Annotated in this window: 11 protein-coding genes; 5 read left to right on the forward strand and 6 right to left on the reverse strand. The window is 74.8% G+C overall.

Annotated elements, in window-relative coordinates; genetic code table 11:
* The first annotated feature begins 159 nt into the window (after positions 1-159).
* Positions 160-1,194, forward strand: coding sequence for a 3-oxoacyl-ACP synthase III family protein (locus tag ACLWS4_RS28320; protein WP_416875586.1), 1,035 nt, complete (start codon positions 160-162; stop codon positions 1,192-1,194).
* Between the two features lie 18 nt (positions 1,195-1,212).
* Here ACLWS4_RS28320 and ACLWS4_RS28325 read toward each other — a convergent pair whose 3' ends face one another.
* Positions 1,213-2,496 (reverse strand): amidohydrolase family protein, encoded by a 1,284-nt coding sequence (locus ACLWS4_RS28325; protein WP_416875587.1) that lies wholly within the window; start codon positions 2,494-2,496, stop codon positions 1,213-1,215.
* 236 nt (positions 2,497-2,732) lie between these two features.
* Here ACLWS4_RS28325 and ACLWS4_RS28330 point away from each other — a divergent pair, with 236 nt between their 5' ends.
* Complete coding sequence (locus tag ACLWS4_RS28330; protein ID WP_416875588.1) at positions 2,733-3,797, forward strand: alpha/beta fold hydrolase; 1,065 nt, start codon at positions 2,733-2,735, stop codon at positions 3,795-3,797.
* Here ACLWS4_RS28330 and ACLWS4_RS28335 read toward each other — a convergent pair.
* The 5 genes from ACLWS4_RS28335 to ACLWS4_RS28355 are packed head-to-tail and all read right to left on the reverse strand — an operon-like array spanning position 3,787 to position 10,307.
* Positions 3,787-5,091 (reverse strand): NAD(P)/FAD-dependent oxidoreductase, encoded by a 1,305-nt coding sequence (locus ACLWS4_RS28335; protein ID WP_416875589.1) that lies wholly within the window; start codon positions 5,089-5,091, stop codon positions 3,787-3,789. The two genes, ACLWS4_RS28330 and ACLWS4_RS28335, sit on opposite strands and share 11 nt — an antisense overlap.
* Entirely contained in the window at positions 5,088-5,879 is a 792-nt protein-coding gene (locus ACLWS4_RS28340) for an ABC transporter ATP-binding protein (protein ID WP_416875590.1), read from the reverse strand. The genes ACLWS4_RS28335 and ACLWS4_RS28340 overlap by 4 nt, the downstream gene beginning before the upstream one ends.
* Complete coding sequence (locus ACLWS4_RS28345) at positions 5,876-7,741, reverse strand: dipeptide/oligopeptide/nickel ABC transporter permease/ATP-binding protein (RefSeq protein ID WP_416875591.1); 1,866 nt, start codon at positions 7,739-7,741, stop codon at positions 5,876-5,878. The genes ACLWS4_RS28340 and ACLWS4_RS28345 overlap by 4 nt, the downstream gene beginning before the upstream one ends.
* A gap of 2 nt (positions 7,742-7,743) precedes the next feature.
* Positions 7,744-8,712, reverse strand: a complete 969-nt coding sequence (locus ACLWS4_RS28350; protein WP_416875592.1) for an ABC transporter permease — start codon at positions 8,710-8,712, stop codon at positions 7,744-7,746.
* 11 nt (positions 8,713-8,723) lie between these two features.
* A complete protein-coding gene (locus tag ACLWS4_RS28355; RefSeq protein ID WP_416875593.1) occupies positions 8,724-10,307 on the reverse strand; it encodes an ABC transporter substrate-binding protein in 1,584 nt (527 codons plus the stop codon).
* A gap of 225 nt (positions 10,308-10,532) precedes the next feature.
* Between ACLWS4_RS28355 and ACLWS4_RS28360 the strand changes: the two genes are divergently transcribed.
* From ACLWS4_RS28360 to ACLWS4_RS28370, 3 genes are all read left to right on the forward strand, one after another.
* Entirely contained in the window at positions 10,533-12,233 is a 1,701-nt protein-coding gene (locus ACLWS4_RS28360; RefSeq protein WP_416875594.1) for a DUF885 domain-containing protein, read from the forward strand.
* A 303-nt stretch (positions 12,234-12,536) separates the two neighbouring features.
* Positions 12,537-12,872, forward strand: a complete 336-nt coding sequence (locus ACLWS4_RS28365; RefSeq protein WP_074005859.1) for a DUF5132 domain-containing protein — start codon at positions 12,537-12,539, stop codon at positions 12,870-12,872.
* Between the two features lie 190 nt (positions 12,873-13,062).
* Positions 13,063-15,360, forward strand: coding sequence for an ATP-binding cassette domain-containing protein (locus tag ACLWS4_RS28370; RefSeq protein WP_416875595.1), 2,298 nt, complete (start codon positions 13,063-13,065; stop codon positions 15,358-15,360).
* Positions 15,361-15,536: the final 176 nt, after the last annotated feature.

A 15,536-nucleotide genomic window follows, 5' to 3' on the forward strand; every position in this document is an offset into this window, starting at 1 on the left:
GCGGCTTCGTCACGCTTACGGATTACCACGAGACATCTGGCCCCGATGTTTCATGGAACGATGCGACGGTACTGAAAAATGACGGACCGGCAGGGGAAGGAAAAGAACCATGGGAGCCTCTCGCGGCGGACCGATCGAATCCGGGCGGAGCACCCTGCTGTGACCGTCACCGTGGAGCAGACGCTGCACCACCAGACCGGCGCCGGCCTGCCCGTGCCGTTCGCCGTCGCCGGGACGGGGGTGTACCTTCCGCCGACCGTCGTGACCAACGAGCAGCTCACCCGCACCCTGGACACCAGTGACGAGTGGATCACCAGCCGCACCGGTATCCGTGAGCGCCGGCGGCTGGCCCCGGATCTGGCGACCTCCGACATGTGTGTCGCCGCGGCCCACCCGGCCCTGGAGGCCGCCGGGGTCGGGCCTGCCCAGCTGGACGCGGTCGTCGTCGCCTCCTACACCGGGGACCAGCCGCTCCTGTCGACCGCGTTGATCGTCAAGGACGCCCTCGGTGCCCACCGCGCCCTGTCCCTGGACGTCACCCAGGCGGCCTGTGCCTCCGGCGTCCAGGCCGTGCTGATCGCCGCCCACCTCCTGCAGAACCCCTCCATCGGCACCGTTCTGTTGCTCGCGGCCGACTGCGCCTCCAGGATCACCGATCCGACCGACCGGACCGCCGGGGTGTTCTTCGGAGACGCCGCGGCGGCCGTGGTGCTCACCCGCACCGACCAGGCCGGAGCGGGCCTGCTCTCCTACGACCTGGGCTCCCAGCTCTCCTACGGCGTCCAGATCCCCGCCGGGGGCTCCCGGCTGCCCACCACGGCGGCCACCGTCGCCGCCGGGGAGCACTACCTGCGGATGGACGGCCGCGCCGTCTGGAACACCGCCAGCACCCGCCTGCCCGAGAGCATCGCGAGCGCCGCGCACCGGGCCGGGGTGCCGGTCGACCGGATCCGGCACTTCTTCCTGCACCAGGCCAACCTGAACATCCTCACCGAGACCATGACCGCCCTGGGCGTTCCCCGCGAGCGCGTCCCCGTCACGGTCGACCGACTGGGCAACACCGGGTCGGCCGGGCTGTTCACCGCGCTCCACGCCACCATGGCCGAAGGTGCCCTGCTCCCGGGGGACACCTATGTGCTGTCGGGGATCGGAGCGGGATTCCAGTGGGGAACCCTCTGCCTCCGGCACGCCTGACCGGCAACAGCGAGGGGGTCAGCCGAGTTCGTTCCTGTGGACGACGCCGTCCTTGACGATCAGTCGCAGGTTCCGTTCGGGGTCGGCGAGGACGGACAGGTCGGTGGTCGGGTCGCCGTCGACGACCAGGAGGTCGGCCCAGGCGCCCGGCGCGATGACGCCGAGCGGTGCGGCACGGTAGGGGTCCCGGCGGCCGGACAGGCGGAACAGCTCGGCGTTGCCGGAGGTGGCCGTCCGCAGGGCCTCGACCGGGCCGAGGTGGCCGCCGAGCCGGACGAGCATCTCGTTCTGCCGGTGGGCCTTCCCGGGGTCGAAGACCAGGTCGGTGCCGAAGGCCAGCCGCACGCCGTGCCGCACCGCCCAGCCGATGGTGCGGGCGACGCCTTCGCAGACCTCGCGGTTCTTGCGGGCGCTGTCCGGCGAGGCGTAGTGGTGGTCGTCGACCTCGAACGGCTGGGTGCTGAGCCAGACGCCCTGCTCCGCGAGGTGGCGGACGGTGTCCTCGTCGAGGAGGTGCCCGTGCTCGACGCAGCGCACCCCGGCCCGCACCGCGCGGCGGACGCCTTCGGAGGTGTAGACGTGCACGGTCACGTAGGTGCCCCAGTCGGAGGCCGCGGCGACGGCGGCCTCCAGCTCGGCCGTGGTGAACTGCAGGACGTCCAGCGGGTCGAACTCGGAGCTGACGCCGCCGCCGGCCATCAGCTTGATCTGGGTGGCGCCCTTCCTGAGCTGTTCGCGCACCGCGGCGAGCACCCGTTCCGGCCCGTCGGCCACCCGGGTGAACCCGAGCTGCTCGCTCCGGGCCGGCGGCCCGCCCAGGGCGGTCGGGGCGTCGTGGACCGTCCCGAAGTCGCCGTGGCCGGAGGTCTGGGAGACGGCCGCCTGGCTCGGGTAGATCCGCGGGCCGGGAAACAGCCCGCGGTCCAGCACCCGCCGCAGCGGCTCGGTGTCGCCGGCCATGTCCCGCACCGTGGTGAAGCCGCGCATCAGCATGGAGCGGGCCGCGGCCAGGGCCTGGTAGTAGACGGTGCCGGTCGGCGCGAGCTGGAGCTCGGCCATGGTGCCGCCGGCCGCGAACAGGTGGACGTGGGCGTCGGTGAGCCCGGGGATGAGGGTGCGGCCTCCGCCGTCGAGCACCGTCGCGCCACCCGGGGGACCGGACGGGAAGGGGCGGCTCAGCACCACCTCCGCGATCCTGTCCCGCTCCACCCGGACGTACCCCGGCGCCGCCTCCGCTCCCGTCCCGTCGAAGACGCGCACGTTCGTCACCAGCAGCCCGGCACCCGCTCCGTCGACACCCATGCCGCCATCTTCGGCCGGTCACGGATCCGGGACCAGGGGGCCGGACGGATCGGGTCGGTCCGGCGGTGCCCGGCCGGCAGCCGACCGGCCCGGCCCCGGGTGCGTCCGGGGCCCGGAATGCCGGACTGTGGGGGAGTTGATCAGGGTGAGGGCACGAGCGGGCGGGAAAGAGAAGGCCAGGGGGCAGTTGTCGGACGCGCTGCTGTCGCGGAGGGCCGATGCGACGGGACGGACGAATGGCGAACTCCCTGCTCGCGGTGGTGAGCCGGGACTGGATCGGGGCGCCGGTCGCGCTGGCGGTGGCGGCGGCGGGCGGAGGCCTCCTCGCGGTGGGGGCGGCCTGGTCGGTGGCACTCGCTGGCCTGGCGCTGGCCGTCGGGGTGCTGCTGGCGGCCGGGGCCGTTCGGCACCTGGTGCTGGTGGCCCGGGAGGCGCGGGCGCATCCGCCGCCGGGGCGGTTGGTGGACGTGGGCGGTCACCGGATGCACGTCCTCGCCGAGGGGCGGGCCGGGGCGGGGCCGACGGTGGTCTGGATGCCCGGCGGGCACGCCCCCGGCGAGGACCTCCGCGAGCTGCACACGATGCTGTCGGCCCAGGCCCGGTCGGTGCTGGTCGACCGCCCGGGGACGGGCTGGAGCGACGTCGGGCCGTTCCCCCGGACGACGGCGGCCGAGGCGGCGGAGCTGCCGGCGGCGCTGGAGGCGGCGGGGGAGCGGGCACCCTTCGTGTTCGTCGGCCACTCCTTCGGCGGGCTGCTGGTCGCGAACGTGGCCAGGCGCCGGCCGGACCTGGTGGCGGGGCTCGTCCTGCTGGACCCGACCCCCCTGGAGGTCATCGCCTTCGCGCCGCCCAACGGGCAGCTCGCGGCGCTGCGCCGGGGCGTCCTGCTGATGGCGGTGCGGCAGCTGTTCGGCGCGCACCGGGGCCCCGGCGGCCGGACCGGGCCGTGCTGCGCCGCCGCGTCGATCTTCGCCGAGCTGTCGCCGTCCGGGCTGGCACAGGTGGGCTGGGACACCGTGGTGTACGACGGGGATCTCGGGGACCTGCCGCTGGTGCTGGTGGTACCGCGGGACCTGATCGGCGGCGAGGCGGTGCTGGCCGGTGCCCGGGACGCCGTCGAGGCCGAGCGGATCAGCCGCTTCTACCTCCGCAGCAGGGTCCGCTACCTGGCGGCGTCGACGGCGTCGAGGCTGGTGTACACACCGGCGGGGACGGGTCACGACTTCCCGCACGAGGCGCCCGAGTTCGTGGTCGGCGTGGTCGGGGACCTGGTGCGCGAGCTGCCCGCGATCAGCCCATGACCGTCCGCGCGGAGTCCGTCCGGACCGGGCGGCGGCGGGAGAAGGCGCCCAGGTCGACCACGGTGCCGGTGTGGTCGCAGCGGAAGTGCACCGGGTCGCCGTCGTGGTCGTGCCCGGCCTCGACCCGGTCGATCAGGGTGGCGAGGTAGCGGCCCACCAGCGGGGCGTTCTTGAACTGGTTGCCGCTGGTGCCCATCGCCACGTAGTAGCCGTCGAGGGCGGTGCGGTCGTAGATCGGGGTCCAGTCGTCGGCGACGTCGTACACGCCCGCCGCGCCGAGGGGCCGGTTGGGGACCCGGAGCGCCGGGAACCGGCGTGCCGCCCGGGTCACCTGGGTGCGGAAGCGCCGGGCGGTGGGGCGGGGATCGGCCCCGTCCGGGTCGTCGATCCACTCGTGCGGGTCGCAGTCCGGCTCGGTCCCGCCGACCAGGAGCTGCCCGCCGGGGGCCGTGCGGACGTAGGTGCCGACGTCGAGGTCGGCGACCAGGGGGAAGGGGTCGGCGGTCCGGACGTCCGGTGCGGGGACCTGGTGGACCTCCTCGCGCAGCGGACGCACACCGATCGTGAAGTCGTCGCCGACGCCCGCCAGCCGGTTGAGGCCGCCCGACCACGGGCCGGCGGCGTTGACCACGACGGGTGCGGCGATCCGCGAGCCGTCGGCCAGGCGGACGCCGGTGACCCGGTCCGCGTGCCGGTCGACGGCCACCACGGTGTGGTGGAGGAGGAGTCGGGTGCCCAGCGCGACCGCGGCGTCGGCGAGGTTCAGGGCGGCGAGCCGGGGGTCGTCGACGTATCCGGCGTCCGGGGTGAACAGGGCGCCGAGTTCGCCGGACGGGTCGGCGAAGAAGGCGTCGTCGTCCACCGGCTTCGGCGGCCAGTACCGTCCGGGGTCGATCCCGGGAAGGCGCTTGCGCAGCGTCGGGGCGTCCCACCGCTCGTACGGGACGCCGGCGCGCTCGAACAGGGCGGCGGTCTCGGAGGGGTCGACCTCGGGGGAGTCGAGCAGCACGGCGCCGGTGCGGTGGAAGGCGGCGAGCGGGCGGGGGCCGGTGAGCCGCAGGTGGTCGGGCCAGGACGTCCAGAGGTGCTGCGCCTCCCAGGCGGTGGCGACGCTCGCGAAGGTGGAGTAGTTGAAGCGGATGATCGCGCTGGAGGCGCTGGTGGACCCGTGGCCGACGGCGCCCGCCTTGTCCACGACGACCACCTGCCGCCCGGCGCGCGCGAGTTCGAGGGCGACGGCGGCGCCGATCACCCCGGCTCCGACGACCACGGCGTCCGGTCGAACGTCGGTCATGGCGGCCCCTCCCCGGGCGGCGGCGTGCGCAGGCTCGGCACGGCGGCGAGTAGCGTCCGAGTGTACGGGTGCCTCGGGGCGCGCAGGAGGGTTCCGGTGGGGGCGGTCTCGACGATCCGGCCGTGCCGCATGACCGCCACCGCGTCGGAGACGTGGCAGACCGCCGGCAGGTTGTGGCCGATGAACAGCATGGACAGCCCGAGCCGCCGCTGGAGTTCCCGGATCGTGTTGAGCACGGAGGCCTGCACCGAGACGTCGAGCGACGAGGTGATCTCGTCGGCGATCAGCAGGCCGGGTTCGACGGCCAGGGCGCGGGCGATGGCGACCCGTTGGCGCTGCCCGCCGGAGAGCCGGCGTGGCAGCCGGTCGGCGAGCCGCGGGTCCAGGCCGACGAGGCCGAGCAGTTCGGTGACGCGCTCGGCGCGGGCGGGCCGGTCGAGTCGGCGGAAGACGGTGGCCGCTTCGACGAGCGTCTGGCGGACCGTCATCCGCGGGTCGAGCGCGGTGTCCGGGTCCTGGAGGACGACCTGGACCAGGCGGCCGAGCCGGCGGCGGTCGCGGACGGTGCGGGTGCGGGCCTCCCGGCCGTCGAGCAGGACCCGGCCGGCGTGCACGGGGGTGAGGCCGACGATCGCGCGGGCCAGGCTCGACTTGCCGGAGCCGGACTCGCCCACGAGCCCGAGCGTCGTACCGGACGGGACCTCCAGCGAGACGCCGTCCACGGCGGTGACCGGGCCGCGCGGGCCGGGGTGGCGGACGGTGAGGCCGGTCACCTGGAGTTCGGTCATGACGCGGTCACCGTCTCCGGGTCCGCCGCCACCGGTACCGGGGACCAGCACGCGACCCGGTGGCCGGCGTCGAGGTCCTCCAGCGGCGGGGCCTGCTCGGCGCAGTGGTCCCGGCGGCGCGGGCAGCGGGGCTCGAACGCGCACCCCGGGGCGGGTAGCAGCGGGTCGGGCGGTGCGCCGTCGACGGTCCGCAGCGGCCGGTCGCGGTCGGCGGTGAGCTCCGGGACCGAGGCGACCAGGGCCCGGGTGTAGGGGTGCCGGGCGCCGTCGGCGAGGCGGTCGGCGGGCAGGGCCTCGACGATGGTGCCCGCGTACATCACCAGGACGCGTTCGCAGAACTCCCCGACGAGCGCGACGTCGTGGCTGATGAACAGGATCGCGGCGCCGGTGTCCCGCCGGATCTCGGACAGCAGCCCGGTGATCTGCCGCTGCACGGTGACGTCGAGCGCGGTGGTCGGCTCGTCGGCGATGATCAGGCCCGGACGCACCATCAGCCCGGAGGCGATCATCACGCGCTGGCGCTGGCCGCCGGAGAGCTGGTGGGGGCGGGAGCGCAGCAGCGCCGGGGGGAGGGCGACCCGGCGCAGCGCTTCGGCGGCCTCCGCGGCGGCCCGGGCACGGCTCGCGCCCCGGTGGGCCCGGACGGTCTCGGTGAGCTGGGTGGCGATCCGCAGGGACGGGTTGAGCGCCGAGGCCGGGTTCTGGAAGATCACCGCCAGGCCCGTCGCGAGGTGCCGGTCCCGTTCCTTCGGGGGCAGGGCGGCGAGGTCGGCCCCGAGCAGCCGCAGGGTGCGCCGGGGCGCCCGGGCGCCGTACGGCAGCAGGTCGGCGATGGCGAGCGCGGTGAGCGACTTGCCCGACCCCGACTCGCCGACGAGCCCGACGGTCTCGCCCGGCCGCAGGGCGAGGCTGACGCCGCGCACCGGCCGGATCACGCCGTCAGGGGTGGGGAGTTCGACGTGGAGGTCCTCGACCTGGAGCACCAGGCCGTCCTCGGCGGGGCCGCTCGCGGCGGGCGTCGGTACGGGCGTGCGCGGCGCCGGGCCGCGCCGGGCGACGCTCCCGGCCAGGACCTCGCCGAGCAGTTGGAAGGTCAGGGCCGCGTAGAGGATGGCCAGACCGGGTGCGAGGGCGGGCAGCGGCTCGGCGTAGACGCGGTCGAGCCCCTGGTTGAGGAGCTGTCCCCAGTCGTAGCCGGGCGGTTGGACGCCCAGGCCGAGGAAGCTCAGCCCGGAGAGCGCGACCAGGGAGGTCCCCGCCGCCGTGGTGGTGGCCAGGAGCAGCGGCTCGGCGATGTTGGGCAGGACGTGCCGCCACAGCAGCCGCAGGCGGCGCAGGCCGAGGACCCGGGCCGCGGCCAGGTGGTCGGTGCCCGCCACCCCGGCGGCGAGGGTCTGGGCGAGCCGGGCGAAGCCGGGGACGCCCGCGGCCGCGAGGGCCAGCATCGCCCCGGCGGCGCCCGCGCCGAACACGACCGCGAGGAACATCGCGACCAGGAGCGCCGGGAAGGCGAGCAGGAGGTTGACCAGTCCGGCGGTCAGCCGGCGGGCGCGCCGGCCGAGCACGGCGGTGGCGGCCCCGAGGAGGACCCCCGCGCTCGCGCCGAGCAGGACGGCCGCCAGCGCGAGCAGCAGGGAGGGCCGGGTGGCCGCCAGGACCCGGGCGAGCAGGTCCCGGCCGAGGTTGTCGGTGCCGAACGGGTGCCCCGCGGACGGCCCCTGGAGCACCGCCGAGGGGTCCGGGCGCTCGGCCGCCGCGCCCCAGACCAGCGGTCCGGCCAGCGCGAGCAGGACGAGCGAGGCCAGCATGACGGCGGTGACCCAGGCCATGGGCGAGCGCCGGAGGCCGGTCGGAAGGCTCATGGTCACATCTCCCTGATCGCCGAGCGGGGGTCGAGCACGGCGAGCAGCACGTCGACCAGGAGGCCGGCGAGCAGCACGGTGGTGCCCAGCACCAGCACCATCGCCTGGACCACCGGGTAGTCCTGGGCGACCACGGACTGCGCCAGGGCGGAGCCGATGCCGGGCCAGGCGAAGACCTTCTCGACCAGCACGGTGCCGGCGATCAGGCCGGGCAGCAGGCTCCCGGCGACGGTGAGCGCGGCGGTGGCCGTGTTCGGTGCCGCGTGCCGCAGGTAGTACCGCGCGGGGGACAGCCGTTTGCTCCGGGCGGTGCGCAGGTAGTCCTCGTCCAGCACCTTCAGCGCCTCCACCCGGACGATGCGCAGCAGGACGGCGGTGGGCGCGAGGGAGAGGGCGAGGACCGGCAGGACGAAGGACTCGACGCCCGCCGCACCGGCCACCGGGAGGAGTTGGAGGCCGACGGCCAGCAGCGCGGTGAGTCCGGCGGCCAGGACGAAGTCCGGGACCCCGGTCAGGCCGGCGGTGACGGCGGTGAACGCCAGCTCGGTGCGCGGGCGGCGGCCGTCGCGGGTGCGGACGGCGGCGAGCAGGCCGCCGGGCAGGGCGACGGCGAGGGTGGCCAGGAAGGCCAGCCCGGCGATCTCCAGGGTGGCGGGCAGCCGGGTGCCGACCAGCTCCGCGACCGGTGTCCCGGTGGTCAGCGAGGTGCCGAGGTCGCCGTGCAGGAGGCCGTCGAGGTAGTGCCGGTACTGGGACAGGAACGGCGCGTCGAGTCCGAGGCTGTGTCTGCGGGCGGCGACCAGGGCGGGGGCGGCGTCGACGCCGAGCGCGGCGCGGACCGGGTCGCCGGGGACGAGGCGGATCATCGCGAACGAGGCGGTGAGGACGACCGCGAGGGAGAGGAGCAGCCGGACGGTGCGGCGGCCGAGGAACACGGTCCAGGGGTGCCGCAGCAGGCGGGGTACGGACATGGTGGCCCCGGTCACTGGTGGAGGCGGATGCTGGTGGGGACGAGCTGGCCGCCGAAGGTGGTGGTGAAGGTGGTGCGGTGGCCGTACACGCCGCTGCGGCCGTCGGCGATCGGCAGGGCGTCGGCCGCGCGGAAGAGCGCGGCGGCGGCCCGGTTCCAGGTGCCGCAGCCCGTCGTGTCGGTCTCCCGGAGGGCCTGGGCGACCAGGGCGTCGTACTCGGGGTTGCGCACGCCCGCGAAGTTGAGGCCCTGGGCGGGGGTGGGGCCGGAGAAGAAGGGGATGAAGCCGACCGGCAGCGCGAAGCCCGGCGAGGTGCCGACCACCACGTCGAAGTCGGCGCTCTGGTACATGGCGTTGACGAGGGCGGGCAGGCTCTCGGTGACCAGGTCGACCCGCGCGCCGAGCGCCGTCCACTGCCGGGCCATCAGCTCGGCGACGGAGGAGAGGGTCGGGCCGAGGTCGGGGCTGGTGATCAGGCGGAGCCGCAGCGCCCGGCCGTCCTTGGTGAGCGGGCCGCCGGGGGAGCGGGTCCAGCCGGCCGCGCGCAGGGCCTCGGCGCCGGCCTGGGCGGGCAGGTTGGCGTCGGCGAGGTCGGCGTGGCAGACGGCGCCCTCGGCGCCGAGGGCGCCGGCGGGGCGGCCGGTGCCGCCGACGGCGACGTTGGCGAGCCCCTGGCGGTCGAGGGCGGAGACCAGGGCGCGGCGCAGCGCCGGGTCGGCGAGGGCCCGGCCGGGGCGCTGGTTGAAGAAGGTCAGCCCGACCACGGTGGCCACGTCGGTGACGGCCAGGCCGTGGCCGGTGAGCCGGGCGCGGTCGGGACCGTTCACGTTCGCGATGTCGACGCCGCCGGTGAGCAGCAGGTTCGCCGCGGTGGAGGCCTGGGGGACGACGGAGATGACGATGCGCGCGGGGAGGCCGGGCGCCGCGGTGCTCGCCCCGGCGGGCCCCCAGGTGTAGCCGTCGCGGACGGTGAACTCGTACGGGCCGCCGGGGGTGTAGCGGGTGAGCACGTAGGGGCCGGTGCCCTGGGTGGTGCGGTCCAGCGACCGGGGGTGGTCGAGGCCGGCCGGGCAGACGATCGGCAGCAGGCCGATGCTGCGGGTGAGGAACGGGAAGGGGGCGGTGGTGGTCGCCGACACCGTGCCGGTCGCGTCGTCGGCGGTGGCGGTGAACGGGACGTTCGGCAGGACGGTCTGGGCGCCGGCGAGCTGGTTGGCCGGGTCGCCCGCGTAGCTGAGGGACCGGGCGACGGCGGAGGCGGTGAGGGGTGTGCCGTCGGAGCAGGTGACGCCCGGGCGGAGGGTGAAGTCGGCGGTGGTGGCGGTGGCCTGCCAGGACGTGGCCAGGCCGGTGACCAGGGTGCCGTCGGGGGCGACGTTCACCAGGGAGTCGTAGGCGTAGCGGGCCTGGGAGGCGCCGAAGGTGGAGTACGGGTCGAAGCTCGGGGTCTCGCCGGCCGCCGCGATCCGGACGGTCCCGCGGTCCACCAGGGGGGTGCTCGTCGAGGACGTGGCAGTGCTGCCGCAGCCGCTGAGCGCGAGGGCGGCAGCGGTCAGGGTGGCCGCGAGGGCGGCCGGCGGGGGGCGACGGAGCATGGCGTCATGGTGCCACCGGGCCTTGGCGATGGCGAGTCAACTCACATGGGGGAAAGGCGTGTTCGATTCAAGGGGCGCAGTGCTCCCGCCTTGTGGGGAGCGGTGGGCGCCGGGGCGCGGGGCGCGGCGGCGGAGTGCCCCTGGTTCACTCTTTCGAGGGGTGTCGGGGCCTGTCCGCCGTCGGCCGGGTGACCTGGCCGTCCGCCATCGCCACACTGTGTCGACATGACGACGAACGATCCGGGCCGTGAGGTCGGCCACCTGGCGGACCGCTACTGGGAGTTCCTGCTGGAGCGGGAGCCGTTGCTGCGGGTCCGCCAGGGGCTCCCGGTCGACTCGCTGCCGGGGGCGTCGCTCGCCGAGTCCGAGGAGCGGGAGCGGTTCGCGGCCAGCGTGCTGGAGCGGATGCGGCCGCTGGACGGCGCGGAGCTGTCCGGAGCCGATGCCGACACCGCGGCCGTCCTCGTGGCGCTGGCGGAACAGGAGTTGCGCGCCCACCGGTGGTACTGGCTGACGCCCGCCGCCACGCCGTACCGGCTCTTCCCGCTGTCGCTGTACGTCGATGCCGTCCTGGGCGCCTTCCGATTCGCCGAACCAGCCGACGGTGAACGGTACGTGGCGCTGGTGCACGACCTCGCGCGGGTGGTCGGCTCGATCGGTGACAAGGTGGCCGGCCAGGCCGCGCGCGGCTTCCGGGTGCCGGCGCCGGCACTGGCCGGGGTGCGGACCACGGTCGAGGGCCTGCGGTCCTCCGCCGGGCGTCGGGTCACGGTGGCGGACGACCGGCTCGGTGGGCTCGGGCCGGCCGGGCGCGGACGCCTCCGGGACGGTGTGCGGCGGCTGGTGGAGGCCGAGTTGGCGCCGGCCTTCGACCGGCTGCTCGGGTGCGTCGACGACCCGGCGTACCCGGGAGGGGCGCCGCGGGACGTCGGGTGGGCGCACTACGAGGGCGGCGAGGAGGCCTACCGGGACTTCGTCCGGACCCACACCGGGAGCGACACCGGGCCCGAGCGGCTGCACGAGCTCGGCCGCGACCAGTGCCGCGAACTGGCCGAGCGGATGCGGGAGGTGCGCGAGGCCCTCGGCTTCCACGGCACCGAGGCCGGGTTCCACGAGCGGCTGCGGACCGAGCCCCGCTTGTACGCCCGGACGCCCGAGGAGGTCGAGGCCCGGTTCCGCGGCCACCTCGACCGGCTGGAGCCGCGGCTGCCGCAGTGGTTCGCCGTCCTGCCCGCCGCCCCGTACGGGCTGGCCCGGCTGGACCCGGCGCTGGAGCCGGGGATGACCTTCGGGTACTACGAGGCCCCGACCGCGGCCAGTGCCGTCGGGCGCTACCGCTACAACGGCTCGGACCTGGACCGGCGCTCCCTGATCGGCTCGGCCTCCCTGATCTACCACGAGCTCGCGCCCGGGCACCACTTCCACCTCGCCCGGCAGGCGGAGGACGCCGCGCTGCCGCGACTGCGCCGCGAGGCGGCGGAGTTCGGCGCGTTCAACGAGGGCTGGGCCGAGTACGCGGCGGGGCTCGGCTGGGAGATGGGCCTCTACGAGGACCCGTGGGACGCCTACGGGCGTCTCGCGCAGGAGCGGTTCACCGCGCAGCGGCTCGTCGTCGACACCGGGCTCAACCTCGGGACGATGGACCTGGCGGGGGCGCGGGACTTCATGCGCGCCAACTCCACCGAGGAGGACGGCCAGATCGCCTCGGACCTGTTGCGGTACTCGACGGACCTGCCGGGGCAGGCGCTCTCCTACCGCGCGGGCTACCTGGAGTTCGTCCGGCTGCGGGCGGAGGCGGAGGCCGGCCGGGGTGCCGGGTTCGACGTGCGGGCCTTCCACGAGGCGGTGTTGGGAGGTGGCGCGCTGCCGTTCCCCACTCTGCGCCGGCGGGTCGCGCGGGAGCTGAAGGTCGTAGCCGATCAATAAATATTACTATCTGACAAATTGCTTGGCGTACATACAAGCGATCGTTCTGGGTTATGTTCAGATTGCACTCGCACGAGTGAATCCCCTTGGGAGCATTTGGTTTTGGTGAGCTCGACTCGACTACGGTGACGGAGGATCGGGCGGTGGACCCCATCGGCGAGGAGTTTCGGTTCCGCGGGAAATCCGCGAGGGGAACCGGTCATCCCGCGAGGCGGGTACGTCCGTCCGTTCTGCTGTGTGCGCTCCGGAGTCCGAAGCGCCCGGATCCCCTGTCATCCGTCTGCGTAGAGAGATGGGAACACCATGCCGCCCGTAGTTCCGCCGTTCCTGATCGGTCTCGTCGTCGCGCCGCTGGCCAAGCGCCTCCTCAAGCCACTGGTGCGCGGTGTCGTCAAGACGTCCGTCGGCATCGTCATGGAGGTGAAGAAGGCCGCCCACGAGGCCGGCGAGAACATCCACGACCTCGCGGCCGAGGTGGCCGCCGACGTGGTGGCGGCCCAGGTCGCCTCCGGTGAGGGCCACCGCGCCGCGGAGGCCACTGCCCCGTTCGAAGAGAAGGCCGGGGCGACCGCCCCGGGCGACGCCGAGGCGAGGGCGCCGAAGATTCGCGCGAACGCCGGTGCCGGAAAGGCACACTGACGCACCATCATGTCCTGACCCGCCGCCTGGACGCACGCCGCGACCGAACTCGCGCGCCGTGTCCACGCGGCGGTCGGCCGAGGGCCTTCCGGCCGCATCGGCCGCCCGTTCAGAATTCCGCTCCGTCGCAGTGTTCCGTCATGCCCGATGGCGGATCGTCCGCGACCTCTGCAAACAGGTGATCGTACACATGCCATCTCTGCTGGGTGCCGCGGCCGGATTCCGCTCCGTGGATCCGGACGTGAGCCCGCGCTCGGTCATTCCGGGCCGCCAGCGCTGGGACGTCAAGCTGGTCCTCGGACGGCCGAGGACGGCCGAAGTCCTCGCGGCGGCGCTGCGTCGCGTCCCCGGGATCACCGAGGCGCAGGCGAACCCGATCACCGGTGGGGTCCTCGTCCGGCACGAACCGCGGCTGCCCGCCGCGGACGTCGGCCGGATCCTGCGCCGGGTGGTCGCCCGGGTCGCGGCGGGTCCCGTCAGGACCGCCCCGCCGGTGGCGGCCCGGCCCGCCGCCGGACCGGGGACGCGGCCGGACCGCGTTCCCGTCCTGCGCCCCGTCCTCGCCGTGGGCGGCGGGGCGGCGGCCGGCCTCGCGCTGATCCGCGGGTCGGCGCTGAGCAGGCAGCTGGTGGCACTCGGCGGGGTCGCCGTCGCGACGGCCGCCGTCGTCCGGACGGCATGGCGTCGAGCGGTCGAGCGGACCAGGGAGCTGTCCGGGTCCGGCAGCGGCCGGCACCCGCTGCGGGAGGTCGTCGGGCCGCACCGCCGGCGCCTCTACCGGGCCTCCGCGCTCTCGGTCGCCTGCCAGGTCTCGGAGATGGCGCTCGGCACCTTCCTCGGCTGGACCGCCCTGGTCCTCATCAAGGGCGAGGCCGCGCCGCTGGTCCGCTTCGGGCTGACCACCGCCGCCTCCCAACTCTGGGGCCTGGCAGGGCTGGTGACCGTCGCCTGCGCCGCCGTGGCAGGCCTCTCGTACGCCTCGAACCTCCAGTGGCGCGGGCTCGGCCAGGACATCGAGCACGACTGGCGCGGCCGCACCTACGCCCATGTGCAGCACCTCGAACTGGGGCAGCTGGAAGGCGAGCGGACCAGCCGGATCGCCGGCGTGCTCACCGACGACGTCCGGCAGCTGGGCAGCTTCTTCGCCACCTCGGCCAACGACGTGCTGCAACTGGGCACCAGCCTGGCCCTGTTGGTGCCGGCGTTCCTGCTGCTGGCCCCGCAGATCGCCTGGATCGCGTTCCTGCCGATCCCGGTCATCGCCTGGCTGTCGCTCCGCTACCAGGACAGGGCCGCGACCGACTACGCCGTCTCCGGCGAGCGCCGGGCCAGGCTGCACAGCCAGCTGGTGAACACCCTGGAGGCCGGCGCCACCGTCAAGAGCTTCTGCACCGAGGACTACGAGGCCGAGCGCATCGACCGGCTCAGCGGGGAAGCCCAGGAGAGCAACCGGCAGACCGACCGGGGCACGATCCGGCACGCCGAGGTCGTCCGGGTCTGCACGACGAGTTCGATGGCCGGCACCCTGCTGCTCGGCGGCCGCTCGGTGCTCGACGGCACCCTGCGGTTCGAGGTGTTCAGCCCGCTCATCGGGCTGCCGCAGATGGTGATGCTGCGGATGAACCGGCTCGGCGGCATCGTCGACCAGTACCAGCGCACGCTCGCCGCCTACGACCGGGTCCACCGGCTGGAGGCCCTGCCCGCCGAGACCGAGGGCACCGGGGGAGCGCTCGACGTCGCGACGGTGAAGGGCGAGATCGTCCTCGACGGCGTGACCTTCGCCTACCCCGGACGGCCGCCGGTCCTGGAGGACCTCTCGCTGACCATCCCCGCCGGGCAGGTCACCGCCCTCGTCGGCGCCACCGGCTCCGGCAAGACCACCGTCGCCAAGCTGCTGATGCGCTTCCAGGACGCGGAGTCCGGCAGCGTGCTGCTCGACGGTCGGGACGTGCGCGACCTGCGCCGACGCGACCTGCGCCACGCGATCGGGTTCGTCGCCCAGGACGCCTTCCTCTTCGACGGCACCATCGCCGACAATATCCGCTACGGCAGTTTCGGCGCCTCGGACGAGGCCCTGGTGGAGGCGGCCACGATGGCCGAGGCCCACACCTTCATCGCGACGCTGCCGGACGGCTACGACACCGTGATCGGTGAACGCGGCGCCGCCCTCTCGGGCGGCCAGCGGCAGCGGATCGCCCTGGCCCGGGCGATCCTCAAGGACTCGCCGGTCGTCGTCCTCGACGAGGCCACCTCGGCCGTCGACAACGAGACCGAGGCCGCCATCCAGCGCACGCTCCGGGTCTTCGCGGCCGACCGCACGATGGTCGTGATCGCCCACCGGCTCTCCACCGTCCGCCACGCGGACCGGATCTACGTCATGGACAAGGGCGGCGTCGTGGCCGAACAGGGCACCCACGACGAACTCATCGCCCGGCACGGACTCTACGCATCCCTCTGGCAACTCCAGGCCGGCGAACTCGCCGCCTGACCGCACCAGGCCGCTCCGCTCGCCGACAGCGTGATGCCACCGACCAGGCCGCTCCGCTCGCCGACAGCGTGATGCCACCGACCAGGCCGCTCCGCTCGCCGACAGCGTGATGCCACCCACCCGGCCGCTCCGCCCGCCGACAGCGTGACGCCACCGCAGTCGGCGCGTCCTGCGCG

The organism is Kitasatospora sp. SC0581 (assembly GCF_048159585.1).
Taxonomy (GTDB): domain Bacteria; phylum Actinomycetota; class Actinomycetes; order Streptomycetales; family Streptomycetaceae; genus Kitasatospora.